The 13059-nt window shown below is 63.0% G+C and carries 10 protein-coding genes; 6 read left to right on the top strand and 4 right to left on the bottom strand.

From position 1 onward, the window contains the following. Window position 1 precedes the first annotated feature (1 nt). Window positions 2–3847, top strand: a complete 3846-nt coding sequence (metH, locus tag SE91_RS00510) for a methionine synthase (protein ID WP_061846198.1) — start codon at window positions 2–4, stop codon at window positions 3845–3847. Between the two features lie 394 nt (window positions 3848–4241). On the opposite strand, the gene SE91_RS00505 is transcribed toward metH, so the two are convergent. Beyond that, entirely contained in the window at window positions 4242–4871 is a 630-nt protein-coding gene (locus SE91_RS00505) for a glutathione S-transferase family protein (RefSeq protein WP_061846197.1), read from the bottom strand. A 144-nt stretch (window positions 4872–5015) separates the two neighbouring features. On the opposite strand from SE91_RS00505, the gene SE91_RS00500 reads away from it, so the two are divergent. The 3 genes from SE91_RS00500 to SE91_RS34905 all read left to right on the top strand — a co-directional run bounded on the left by SE91_RS00500 (window position 5016) and on the right by SE91_RS34905 (window position 7223). Continuing rightward, on the top strand, window positions 5016–5438 hold the full coding sequence (locus SE91_RS00500; RefSeq protein WP_061850848.1) for a DUF6636 domain-containing protein: 423 nt from the start codon (window positions 5016–5018) through the stop codon (window positions 5436–5438). 587 nt (window positions 5439–6025) lie between these two features. Next, on the top strand, window positions 6026–6340 hold the full coding sequence (locus SE91_RS00495; protein ID WP_061846196.1) for a helix-turn-helix domain-containing protein: 315 nt from the start codon (window positions 6026–6028) through the stop codon (window positions 6338–6340). After that, complete coding sequence (locus tag SE91_RS34905; RefSeq protein WP_082813626.1) at window positions 6312–7223, top strand: reverse transcriptase family protein; 912 nt, start codon at window positions 6312–6314, stop codon at window positions 7221–7223. The genes SE91_RS00495 and SE91_RS34905 overlap by 29 nt, the downstream gene beginning before the upstream one ends. A 58-nt stretch (window positions 7224–7281) precedes the next feature. On the opposite strand, the gene SE91_RS00485 is transcribed toward SE91_RS34905, so the two are convergent. Next, entirely contained in the window at window positions 7282–7875 is a 594-nt protein-coding gene (locus tag SE91_RS00485; protein ID WP_061846194.1) for a GNAT family N-acetyltransferase, read from the bottom strand. Window positions 7876–8168: 293 nt separating this feature from the next. Beyond that, the gene (gene glpK / locus SE91_RS00480; protein WP_061846193.1) at window positions 8169–9674 is read right to left on the bottom strand and encodes a glycerol kinase GlpK; all 1506 of its coding nucleotides are present in this window, start codon (window positions 9672–9674) and stop codon (window positions 8169–8171) included. A 354-nt stretch (window positions 9675–10028) separates the two neighbouring features. Here glpK and SE91_RS00475 point away from each other — a divergent pair, with 354 nt between their 5' ends. Both SE91_RS00475 and SE91_RS00470 read left to right on the top strand, forming a co-directional pair. Continuing rightward, window positions 10029–11387: an MBOAT family O-acyltransferase gene (locus SE91_RS00475; protein ID WP_061846192.1), complete on the top strand. Its 1359-nt coding sequence runs from the start codon at window positions 10029–10031 to the stop codon at window positions 11385–11387. 29 nt (window positions 11388–11416) lie between these two features. Then, window positions 11417–12286 carry a hypothetical protein gene (locus SE91_RS00470; protein WP_061846191.1) on the top strand — a complete coding sequence of 290 codons (870 nt, stop codon included), beginning with the start codon at window positions 11417–11419 and terminating at the stop codon, window positions 12284–12286. On the opposite strand, the gene SE91_RS00465 is transcribed toward SE91_RS00470, so the two are convergent. Next, window positions 12270–13043 carry an SDR family NAD(P)-dependent oxidoreductase gene (locus SE91_RS00465; protein WP_061850847.1) on the bottom strand — a complete coding sequence of 258 codons (774 nt, stop codon included), beginning with the start codon at window positions 13041–13043 and terminating at the stop codon, window positions 12270–12272. The two genes, SE91_RS00470 and SE91_RS00465, sit on opposite strands and share 17 nt — an antisense overlap. Window positions 13044–13059 lie beyond the last annotated feature (16 nt).

The raw sequence follows: 13059 nt of genomic DNA, 5'->3' as shown, positions 1-13059 counted from the left end.
CATGACCGTGCCCACCTCTCCCAAGCGAACTGCCCTGCTCAATGCCGCGCGCGAGCGTATCCTCGTGCTCGACGGCGCCATGGGCACGATGATCCAGAATCTCCAGCTCGACGAGGCGGCCTTCCGCGGCGAGCGTTTCAAGAACTTCCATCGCGACCTGCGCGGCAACAACGATTTGTTGATCCTGACCCAGCCGCAGGCGATCGAGGACATCCACGCCGCGTACTTGCGCGCCGGCGCCGACATCGTCGCGACCAACACCTTCTCGACCACGTCGATCGCGCAGGCCGATTACGACCTCACCGACATGGTCTACGAGATGGCGCGCGAAGGCGCCCGCCTCGCCGGCAACGCCGCACGGCGCGTCGAGGCCGAAGACGGCAAGCCGCGTTTCGTTGCGGGTGCCATCGGCCCGACCAACCGCACCGCCTCGATCTCGCCGGACGTCTCCAATCCCGGCTACCGCGCCGTCACCTTCGACGATTTGCGCAAATCCTATGGCGAACAGATCAACGGCATGCTCGACGGTGGCGTCGATTTGCTGCTGGTCGAGACCATCTTCGACACGCTGAACGCCAAAGCGGCGCTCTATGCGATCGCCGAGATCACCGAAGAGCGCGGCATCGACGTGCCCGTGATGGTGTCGGGTACCATCACCGACAAATCCGGCCGCCTGCTCTCGGGCCAGATGCCGGAGGCGTTCTGGAATTCGGTGCGGCACGCCAAGCCCGTCACCATCGGCTTCAACTGCGCGCTTGGCGCCGCGGATCTGCGGGCGCATATCGCCGATATCGGCCGCGTCGCCGACACGCTCGTCTGCGCCTATCCCAATGCCGGGCTGCCCAACGAATTCGGCCAGTATGACGAGAGCCCCGAATATATGGCCCGCCTGATCGGCGAGTTCGCGCGCGACGGCCTCGTCAACATCGTCGGCGGCTGCTGCGGCACCACGCCGGACCACATCGCGGCGATCGCAGCCGCCGTCGCCCCGCACAAGCCGCGCATCGTGCCGGAGGTCGAACCGCGCCTGCGGCTCTCCGGGCTCGAGCCGTTCGTGCTGACGGACGCGATCCCGTTCGTCAATGTCGGCGAGCGCACCAACGTCACGGGCTCTGCGAAATTCCGCAAGCTGATCACCAATGGCGACTACACCGCCGCGCTGCAAGTCGCACGCGATCAGGTCGAGAACGGCGCGCAGATCATCGACGTCAACATGGACGAGGGCCTGCTCGATTCCGAAGCGGCGATGGTGACCTTCCTCAACCTCGTCGCCGCCGAGCCCGACATCGCGCGCGTCCCCGTGATGGTCGACTCGTCGAAATTTTCGGTGATCGAGGCCGGCCTGAAATGCGTGCAGGGCAAGCCGGTCGTCAACTCGATCTCGATGAAGGAAGGCGAGGAGAAGTTCATTCACGAGGCCAAGATCGCACGCCGCCACGGCGCGGCCGTTGTCGTCATGGCCTTCGACGAAGTCGGCCAGGCCGACACGTTCGCGCGCAAGACCGAGATCTGCAAGCGCGCCTACGACATCCTGGTGAACAAGGTCGGCTTCCCGCCCGAGGACATCATCTTCGATCCCAACATCTTCGCGATCGCGACCGGCATCGAGGAGCACAACAATTACGGCGTCGACTTCATCGAGGCGACGCGTTGGATCCGCCAGAACTTAGCCGGCGCGCATATCTCGGGCGGCGTCTCCAATCTGTCGTTCTCGTTCCGCGGCAACGAGCCGGTGCGCGAGGCCATGCACTCGGTGTTCCTGTATCACGCCATCAAGGCGGGCATGGACATGGGCATCGTCAATGCCGGGCAGATGATCGTCTATGACGACATCGACCCCGAATTGCGCCAGACCTGCGAGGACGTCGTCCTCAATCGCGATCCGGGCGCCTCCGAGCGGCTGCTGGCGCTCGCCGAGAAATTCCGCGGCAAGAAGACCGAGAGCAAGGAAGCTGATCTCGCCTGGCGCGAATGGCCGGTGGAGAAGCGCCTGTCGCATTCCCTCGTGCATGGCATCACCGAGTTCATCGAGCAGGACACCGAGGAGGCCCGCAAGTCCTCGTCGCGTCCGCTCGACGTGATCGAGGGCCCGCTGATGGCCGGTATGAACGTGGTCGGCGACCTCTTCGGCGACGGCAAGATGTTCCTGCCGCAAGTGGTGAAGTCCGCTCGCGTGATGAAGCAGGCAGTGGCCTGGCTGATGCCGTTCATGGAGGAAGAGAAGGCGCGCAACCTCGCCAATGGCATTGGCACCGAAGGCTCCTCCTCCGCCGGCAAGATCGTGCTCGCGACGGTGAAGGGCGACGTCCACGACATCGGCAAGAACATCGTCGGCATCGTGCTCCAATGCAACAATTTCGAGGTCATCGACCTCGGCGTCATGGTGCCGGCCGCCAAGATCGTCGAGATCGTGAAGGCGGAGAAGGCCGACATCGTTGGGCTCTCCGGCCTGATCACGCCATCGCTCGACGAGATGGCGTTCTTCGCCGGCGAATTGCAGCGCGAAGGGTTGAAGCTGCCGCTGCTGATCGGCGGCGCCACCACCAGCCGCGTCCACACTGCCGTCAAGATCGACCCGAGTTATCGCGCCGGCCCGGTCGTGCACGTCAACGACGCCAGCCGCGCCGTCGGCGTCGCCTCCGCGCTGCTTTCGCCCGAGAAGCGCGAAGCCTACGCCGCCGAGGTCCGTGCCGAATACGCAAAGATCTCGGAGGCGCATCTGCGCGCGCAGGCGGACAAGAAGCGCCTGAAGCTCGCCGACGCCCGCGCCAACCGCGTGCCGGTGGATTTCGCGAAGAGCAAGCCGGTGAAGCCGACTTTCCTCGGCATCAAGAGCTTCGACGAATACGACCTTGCAGAATTGGTGCCCTATATCGACTGGACGCCGTTCTTCCAGACCTGGGAGCTCGCGGGACGCTTCCCCGCCATCCTCGACGACGCCAAGGTCGGCGAGGTCGCGCGCTCGCTCTATGACGACGCGCGCAAGATGCTCGACACCATCGTGAAGGAAAAATGGTTCCGGGCGCGTGCGACGATCGGCTTCTGGCCGGCCAATGCGCAAGGCGACGACATCGTGCTCTATGCCGACGAAAGCCGGACCAAGCCGATCGCGACGCTGCACACGCTGCGCCAGCAGCTGGAGAAGCGCGAGGGCCGCTTCAACGCGGCGCTGGCCGACTTCATAGCGCCCGCGGGCGTGCCCGACTATATCGGCGGCTTCGTCGTCACCGCCGGGATCGGCGAGGATGCGGTCGCCGATCGCTTCAAGATGGCCAACGACGATTATTCCTCGATCCTGTGCAAGGCGCTGGCCGACCGCCTCGCCGAGGCTTTCGCCGAGCGCATGCATGCCCGCGTGCGCCGCGAGTTCTGGGCCTATGCACCGGACGAGGCGCTCTCCAGCGAGGAGCTCATCCTCGAAAAGTATCAGGGCATCCGCCCCGCGCCCGGCTATCCCGCGCAGCCCGATCACACCGAGAAGGCGACGCTGTTCGAGCTCCTCGACGCGGAAGCGACGGCCGGCGTGAAGCTGACCGAGAGCTTTGCGATGTGGCCGGGCTCGTCGGTGTCGGGGCTCTATTTCGCAAACCCCGAGAGCTATTATTTCGGCGTCGGCAAGATCGAGCGCGACCAGGTCGAGGACTACGCCGCGCGCAAGGGCATGACGGTGGCGGAGACGGAGCGTTGGCTCGCGCCGGTGCTGAACTACATCCCGTCGCGAGAGGACAAGGCTTTCGCGGCAAGGCCGGCCAACGACGAGACGCCTGAGGACCTCGCCTCGCACCCGCCGGGCTGCACCTGCGCGGTGCATCTGGTCTGGCAGAAGAAGCGCGTGGGGGCGGGGTAAGCGCGCCTCCAAAACACAAGTGAGAAAACAACCCCATGCACAGTAGCGATGGGGTTGAAAAGCTTGAGTAATTTCTGACATACCGAAAGCGGTTTGCGGCGTCGGGCAAAACAGGGGTAGTATTGCATCATCGGCTGGTGCGCGCGGTGACGCAAAGGCGGTCGATGGCTCTGTCACTCTCCCACGCACACACGATGCCCATCCTCCCCTGGAGGGGGAGGATCGGTTCGCATGCAGCGTAGCGGAATGCGGACCGAGGTGGGGTGAAGCCAAGAACGAGAGCGCTGAGAGCCTCGAGACGGCGAACAGAAGCAACGAGATTGCGGATGGTCTGTCACCCCGCCCCGCTCGCGCTGCGCGCGATCGACCCTCCCCCTCCAGGAGAAGGTAAAGATCACCCCTTCGGCGGCGCTAGCGGTTGCATGATCTCCCTGAACGGCGCCAGCGCCTCGCAGCGCTCGGCATGCGCGCTCAGCGCCGGATAACGCGCAGCATCGAACAGCTGCGGATGCGCCTCCCGGGTGAAGCGGACGACGCAGGCGACTGCGACGTCGGCATGGCCGATACGATCACCCAGCCAGTACGGTGTCGTCACCCTCGCGCGCTCGACCTCCAGCACGGCGAGCACGTCGGCGATCTGCGCCTGGCAGCGCTCGACCCACAGCGCGAACTGCTCCTTCCGCAGCACGCGCTCATAGAGCAGGCTCACCGCCTTGTCGCCGAGGCCGGAGGCGAGTGCGCAGACGCGCAGATGCTTGCGCCGCTCGGTGCCGCCGCGCGGCAGCATGGCCTTGTCCGGCCCGACGAGGTCGTCGAGATAATCGAGGATGATCATGCTCTCGATCAGCGCCTCGCCGTCGTCGAGCACCAGCGTCGGCACGCGGCGCAGCGGATTATACGGCGCGATCTTGTCGGCATCGCCGAAGGTCGACCATGGCTTGTGCTCGAACGCGAGCCCATAAAGCCGCAGCGCAATCGCGACGCGGCGGACGAAGGGCGAATCGTATTGGCCGATCAGGAACATGGTGCACCTCACGTCATTGCCGGGCTTGATCCGCCTGCGGGGCCGAAGCCCCCTTCTGTGCGGCTTGACCCGACAATCCATCTCTCTTCAGATTAGAAAGCGATGGATGCCCGGATCAAGTCCGGGCATGACCGATCGGAGTTCATGGTACGCATGCGATATCTGCAATTTTGTCTTCTCGCGTCCCTCGTCGCGGCCACTGCAGTCCACGCCCAGGACCGTCCGGTCGGCTTCCTCACGCCTTCGAAGAACATCGCCTGCCAGTTCTTCAGAAATGACGGACAGGGCCTGCTCCGCTGCGACATCATGAACATGGAGCTCCGCCCGCGCCGCCCCGCCGATTGCGAGCTCGACTACGGCCACGCCTTCGAGATGAGCGCAAAGGGCACCGCGGGACGCATCTGCGCCGGAGATACGGTGATGGATGCCTCGCTTCCGGTGCTCGCCTATGGCGAGGTGTGGCAACGTGGGGGATTCACGTGCCGGTCGGAGCAGACGGGGGTGACGTGCTTCAACGCGATGCAGCGGGGGTTTTCGCTGGCGCGGGCGAAGCAGGAGGTGTTTTGAGGAGGCCGACAAGCTCTCGGCTGAGTCGAATCAATGTCGTAGAAGGACATTTCCGGTAAACACGCAACAAGAAAATTAGTTCGCTAACAGCGAACATTCTATTGCTGATGATCGGCGAATCACAGCTTATTCGCTGCATCGATGTTGATTAGGAGATAAGTTGCCAATTTGTTGGAGGGCCACAAGCCACTCCGTGGGAGGTCAAAAGCTTCCTGTCCGATTAGCCGGCGCGCAGTGCGATGCGGCTAGGGACGCGCCCGACGACTAGGCGCGTCCCAAGTGCAGTATAGGGGTTAAAACCGTTCTCCTCCTGCTCTCTTCCCATGGCGACAGGTCGAACATGTCGTTCGACCGGTGAAGAGGGAGAATGCCAATGGAAACATTGGATCAACTCGAACGAGAACGGAGGCAGTCGAAACCGAGACGGTCTGCGCTGGCCAAGAAGCTGCGTCGCCCGTCTACGATAAGAGCCTTGATCCGTATCGGAGTTCTGCTGGCCAAGTTGGCACAGGTCGGAATTCTTATCTATCGGGCGCTACGGGAATAGATGCCGCCCCTATATTTGTAATCTTCTAAGAGGAAGCGGGATGTTAGGCGAAGCGTTACGCCTGTTGCGAACCTTTCACGATCTCAATCAAACACAAACGGCACTACGCTTGGGGATATCGAAATCGTACTTGTCTGAAATTGAGAGCGGCGACAAGCAGCCTACTTTAGCGCTTCTTGAGAAGTACTCAACTGAGTTCGACGTTCCAGTATCGTCGATCATGTTCTTTGCGGAATCGATCGATAGAAGTACGCCATACGAAGCTGCTCGAAGCATGATCGCTCCCAAAATTGTAAAGCTGCTCAAGTTCATCGAAGAGAAAACCGATGGAAGGCGCCCCAAAAAGCGCAAGTAAGCGACGGTCATATGCGATCGATCAGTCGCCGTTGTATCGGCTGGGAAGCCATCGCAAGTTAGCAAATCTGCTCGGTATATCCGTTCTAGATTTACGCAGATTTCGCCACTCAGAGGCGATGTACAGAGAGTTTGATCTCGCTAAGAAAGGGGGAGGAAGTCGGCGCATCGAGAATCCCGCGCGCAATCTTAAGCGCGTTCAAGCGAAATTGGCCCGCCTCCTTACTCGAATTGAGCCGCCAAACTATCTGTACTGTCCCGTCAAAGGACGCTCTTACATTTCGAACGCGGCTCAGCACTTGAACAATCGCGTCGTCCGCTGCCTCGATATCAAGAAGTATTTCCCCTCGACACCTTCGCATCGAGTCTACTGGTTCTTCAGATCGATATTGAAATGTGAGACTGACGTCGCGGACACACTCACACGATTGTCCACTTATCGAAAACGGCTTCCTACAGGGAGCCCACTCAGTCCGTTCCTCGCCTATTTTGCTTACTGCAGTATCTGGGAAAGAGTTGCTTCGATTGCGCGAGATCACGGGGTGACGCTAACTGTCTATGTTGATGATGTAACTTTGTCTGGCAAGCGTGTTCCAAGGAAGATTGTCTGGGAGATCGAAAAGGTAATTCACTCCTCTGGCCTTCGATATCATAAAGAGAAGTCGTACTTTGACCGGCCCGCGGAAATAACCGGCGTAATCGTCAATCGAGAGCGCTTGCTGGCCCCACAGCGGCAGCACAAAAAGCTTCATCTAGTGAAGGTGAGTCTTGCTCGCACCTGCGGGAAAGAGAAGACTGCAGCTCTTACGAAGATTGGTGGTCTTCAAGGACAAATGAAGCAAATAAGCAATGGCCTCATCGAAGCACTAGAACCTCGGCGTTAACACGGCCAATCTGTAACCTATCTATCGTCGCATGGAGCGTGGGAGAAGCGGCCGCGCATCACTCGATGATCGGCACATGCCTCGCCGCGTCGCGCGGCGCGGTGCCGTCGAGGCGCGGGTCGTCGGCGATCTCGATCTGGCGACGGAAGGGGCGGAAGCCGGAGCGCTGATAGAATGCGACGGCGGAGGGATGATCGAAGGTGCAGGTGTGGACCCAGACGCGGCGGACGTCGCGCGACCAGGCGCGACCGAGCGCGCGGTTCATCAGGAGGCGAGCGGCGCCGGTGCCGATCAAGGGGGCAGTGACGCCGAAATAGACCAGCTCGCACTGGCCGGGCTCGCGGAAGTCCAGTTCGAGCAGGCCTTCGTCGCGTCCGTCCACGCCCAACGTGTAGACCTCGATATCAGATGCGTGGATGATCGCGGCGAGTTCAGCGTCTGGCATGCGTGCCCGCGAGAACCACAGCCACTCTTCGCCGACGCGGCGGTGGAGATCGCGATACCAATTGAGTGCGGGGGCATCGACCTTGCGCACGGTCCAAGCGCCTGGCGGATCGTCGCGGCGCGCGGGAGGTGCGGTCATCTCCAGATGGGTGACGACGGCGGCAATCTTGCCGTTGGGGACGTCGGAATAGCCGTCGGGGAGGATCATGGGGAATTCCTATGGAGCAAACTAGCGGCTGAGGCGACCTCTCCCTGCAAGGGGCAGGGCTATCGCATTTGTGAGCTTTTCCCTGTGGCCATCCTTCGAGACGCCCGCTTTGAGCGGGCTCCTCAGGATGAGGACGGAGTGCGTTGCTGCAGTTTCAAGGGGCACTGACGCTGATTAGCCTCATCCTGAGGAGGCGCGTAAGCGCCGTCTCGAAGGACGAGGCGTGCGCACCGGCTGCAGCAAGAACCCATATTCGATAGCCCTGCTGCAAATGGGGAGAGCTGAGGAAGTCGCTACCCCTCCCCCTCGTCGCTTGTCAGCACGCCCTTCACCGCCCTTGCCCATCCGGCGAGCTTCCGTTCGCGCGTGGCCTGGCTCATGTTCGGCTTGAAGCGGTGCTCGAGGCGCCAGTTGTCGGCGAACTTTGTCGGCTCGGGATAGACGCCGGCCTGGAGGCCGGCGAGATAGGCCGCGCCCAGCGCGGTGGTCTCCTGGATCACGGGGCGGTCGACCGGCGCATCCAAGAGATCGGCGAGGCGCTGCATGGTCCAGTCGGAGGCGGTCATGCCGCCGTCGACGCGGAGCACGACGCTGGCGGTTTCAGAGCTGGGCCAGTCCGCGCGCATCGCGGCCCAGAGATCGAAGGTCTGGTAGCAGACGCTTTCGAGTGCGGCATGGGCGAGCTCGGCCGGGCCGGTGTTGCGGGTGAGGCCGAACAGCGCGCCGCGCACGCGCGGATTCCAGTAGGGCGCGCCCATGCCGACGAAGGCGGGGACGAGATAGACGCTCTGCATGGAGTCGGATTGATCGGCGAGCGGCCCGGTCTCGGCGGCGTGCTTGATGATGCCGAGGCCATCGCGCAGCCATTGCACGGCGCTCCCGGCAACGAAGATCGAGCCTTCAAGCGCATAGGTGCGCTTGCCGTCGAGCTGATAAGCGACGGTGGTCAGCAGCTTGTTCTTCGACACCACCGGCGTCGTGCCGGTGTTGAGCAAGGCAAAGCAGCCGGTGCCGTAAGTCGACTTCATCATGCCCGGACGGAAGCAGGCCTGGCCGATGGTGGCGGCCTGCTGGTCGCCGGCGATGCCTGATATCGCGATGGGGCCGCCGAACAGATCCGGCGTGCTCTCGCCGAAGCGGGCGGAGGAATCCTTCACCTCGGGCAGCATCGAGCGCGGCACGCCGATGATCTCCAAGAGCTCGTCGTCCCACTGCCCGGTATGGATGTTGAACAGCAGTGTGCGCGAGGCGTTGGTGGCGTCGGTGGCGTGCACCTTGCCGCCGGTGAGGCGCCAGAGCAGATAGCAATCGATGGTGCCGAACATCAATTCGCCGCGCGCGGCGCGCGCGCGCGCACCAGGGACGTGGTCGAGAATCCAGGCGACCTTGGTGCCGGAGAAATAGGGATCGATGATCAGGCCGGTCTTCTTGGAGATCACCGGCTCGCGGCCGTCGGCCTTGAGCTTTGCGCAGATATCGGCAGTGCGGCGATCCTGCCAGACGATGGCGCGGTGCACGGCCTGCCCGGTGGCGTGGTCCCACACCACCGTGGTCTCGCGCTGATTGGTGATGCCGATCGCGGCGATGTCCTTTGCCGTGATGCCGGCGTGCTCGATCGCCTCGCGGCACACCATCACGGTCGACGTCCAGATGTCCTCCGGCTCGTGCTCCACCCAGCCCGAAGCCGGAAAATGCTGCGGAAACTCGGCTTGCGCTTTCGCCGCAATGGAAATATCGCCGCGAAACACGATGGCGCGCGAAGAGGTGGTGCCCTGGTCGATGGCGAGGACGAAAGACATGGCGGCTTACCTTGGTGTTTCCCTGAAGGGATCATTGTGTCGCGCCAAAGGGAGCGGATTGGAGGCGGAAGGTCAAGATTGGATGAGCGGGGTGCCGAGTGCTTTCCCTTCTCCCCTTGTGGGAGAAGGTGGCGCGAAGCGCCGGATGAGGGGTTCTATCCACGAGATGAGGGGTTCTATCCACGAGAAGTACTGCGAGAACGTCACACGTGGTGAGAACCCCTCACCCGTCTCGCCGCTCCGCGGCGAGCCACCCTCTCCCACAAGGGGAGAGGGAAAGAAGCAGCCTCGGCCCGCAAGACTAGGACCGCTCCTGCAAAGATGTTACACGCCGGGCCAAGTTAACGGGGCGGCATGACTTTCACTTCTTTTCAGTTCGGCATCTTCGTCGCGGTGGTGTTCGGCGCCTATTATTTGCCGCCGCTACGCCGCTTCCAGGTGCAGTTGCTTGTGGCTGCGAGCGTGTTCTTTTACGGCTTCGGACAGCCCGAGCTGCTGCCGCTGCTGCTGGTCGCGGTTCTCGGAACCCATGTCTGCCTGGTCCTTGCGTTCGAGCACCGAAGCGTGTGGATGCCGGCCGGCATCGTCTTTAACCTCGGCCTGCTGGCGTTCTTCAAATACAAATTCCTGTTCGTGGACGCCGGCGCGGCTCACCTCACCGACGTCGCGCCGGTCGATTTCCTGCTGCGGCTGCCGCTGCCGATCGGCATCTCCTTCTTCGTGTTCCACAACATCAGCCTGCTGGTCGACCTGACGCGCGAGAAACGCAGCGTGAGCCTGCGCGAGGTGTTCCTCTACATCATCTTCTTCCCGCAGCTTGTGTCGGGACCGATCACGCGCGCGGCCCAGTTCATGCCGCAGATCGTTCCGAAGCACATCAACGACATTGCCTTCGCCGAGGCCGCGAAATGGATTCTGGTCGGCTATTTCTTCAAGCTGTATGTGGCGAACAATCTCAACGAGATGACGTCCTATATGGACTTCCCGCTCTACGAGACGCTGCGCACGCAGGACCGCTGGCTGCTCGTGTTCCTCTACAGCTACCAGATCTATGCCGACTTCTTCGGCTACTCCGCGATCGCGCTCGGCCTCGGCCTGTTGTTCGGCTATCGCCTGCCCGTGAACTTCAACCTGCCCTACATCTCGGCATCGTTCTCGGAGTTCTGGACGCGCTGGCACATCTCCCTGTCGACCTGGCTCAGGACCTATCTGTACATTCCCCTCGGCGGCAACCGGCATGGCCCGGCGCGCACCTATCTCAACCTGATGATCGTGATGACCCTCGGCGGGCTCTGGCATGGCGCGAGCCTGAGCTACGCGCTGTGGGGCATGGCGCACGGGCTGCTGCTCGTCATCGAGCGGCCGTTCCTGAAGCTTCTCGGCGATGCGAACCCTGCGGTGCGGGTGATCCGGATGGGCGTCGTGTTCTTCTGCGTGACGATGCTGTGGATCTTCTTCAAGCTGCCGAATTTCGACCACGCCCTCGGCTACCTCAAGGGCATGTTCATCGCCACGGATGCACCCAATCCGCCGAAGCTGTTCTATAACCTCGCTTTGCTCTACGCGCTGCCGGTGATCATCCAGCATGCCGGCATCGGCGCGCTGGTCGACGGCCGGTTGCGGCGATGGGAGCCGTATCTCTATGGTGCGCTGGCGGCGCTGGCCTATCTCGAAGCCGGGCCGGACAGCGCCTTCATCTACTTCCAGTTCTGATCATGCGGCAGGATTCGACAGTTTCGTGGATGATCAAATGCGCCAGTGTCGCGGCGGTGGTGCTGTTCGTCTGCGGCTTCGCCACCGCGCGCTTCGGCTCGGCCCTGCAGCAGCCGGCCGTCACCACCCGCGACGGCAGGCTCGTCACCCTCAACCGCTATGTGCGCGAGCCCACGCCTGACATCGTGCTGGTCGGCAGCTCGGTGACGTGGCGCCTCAAGGAGGAATATTTCTCGCTGCCCCGCATCCGCAATCTGGCGTTGGCCGGCGGATCGCCGGTCACCGGGCTCGAGATCGTTGCACGGCAGGCGAGCCTGCCGAACACCATTCTGATCGAGACGAACGTGCTGACGCGCGAAACCGACAGCGCGCTGGTCGAGAGATTTTCGCATGGCGCGAGCGCGGAGGCCTCGTTGCTGCGCCCGCTGCGAACGGCGGTTGCGGCCTATGAGACGTGGAATCACGCGCCGCCGGATCCGGCCCAGGCGCGTGCCGAACGGGATCGCCTGCTCGGCCAGCCGCCTGATCCGTTCGACAACAGGGTCTATCTCGACCGTGCGGTGGCGCAGATGAACGAGGGTGACCCGACCGTGCCCGTTCGCGCCAATGCGATTCGCATCCGACAGCTCATCGACGATCTGCAGCGGCGCGGCGCGCGCGTCCTCCTCATTCATGTGCCCTTCGCGCCGGAGATCGAGCGCTCGCGCCTTGTCAGGACGACCGACGAGATCGTCGACAACGCCTTTCCGGATCGCGGGCTTTGGCTTCCGATCGAGCCGCCGCGCAGCGAGCTGCGCTGGGCCGACGGCGTGCATCTCGACGAACGGTCCGCTCTGATCGTCGTGCGCGCCATCGAAGGCGCGCTGACCGTGCGGGCGGCGACTACACCGCCGCGGTAGTCACGCCGCCGTCGATGACGATGGTCTGGCCGGTCATGAAGCTCGAGGCGTCAGAGGCGAGATAGGCCACGGCGCCGGCGATCTCGTCGGGCTCGCCGATGCGACGCAGCGGCGTGGTGGCGGTGCGACGCTTGAGATTCGCCTCGTCTTCCCACAGCGCGCGGGCGAAATCGGTCTTGACGAGACCGGGCGGGATGCAGTTGACGCGGACGCCCTTCGGACCCCATTCGCCGGCGAGCGAGCGGCACAGCGCGAAATCGGCAGCCTTCGAGATGCCGTAGGCGCCGATCACCGTGGAGCCGCGCAGGCCCCCGATCGACGAGATGATGATCACCGAGCCGTTGCCGCGCTCGGCCATTTGCGGGATCGCAAGCGCCGAGAGCCAGATGTTGCTCTTGACGTTCGAGCCCATGATCTTGTCGAAGGCTTCGTCGGTGATGTCGAGCAGCGGGCCGTAATACGGGTTCACCGCGGCATTACAGACGAGGATGTCGATCTTGCCGTAATGCTTGGTCGCGCCCGCGATCAGCGCCTCGACCTCGTTCCTGCGCGCGATGTTGCAGGGGATGACGATGGCATCGCCGCCGGAAGCATTGATGCCGTCGGCGACCTCCTTGCACGCATCGGCCTTGCGCGAGGACACCACGACCTTGGCGCCGAGCTTTGCGAGCAACTCGGCGGAGGAGCGGCCGATGCCGCGGCTGGAGCCGGTGACCACGGCGACCTTGCCGGTGAGATCGAACGGGGTGTTTTTCATTTTCGGCTCCGCCATG

The organism is Bradyrhizobium sp. DOA1 (genome assembly GCF_001593325.1).
In the GTDB taxonomy this organism is placed as follows: Bacteria; Pseudomonadota; Alphaproteobacteria; order Rhizobiales; family Xanthobacteraceae; genus Bradyrhizobium.
The sequence above is the reverse complement of the archived record's forward strand: the minus strand, read 5'-3'. Positions and strand labels throughout refer to the sequence as shown.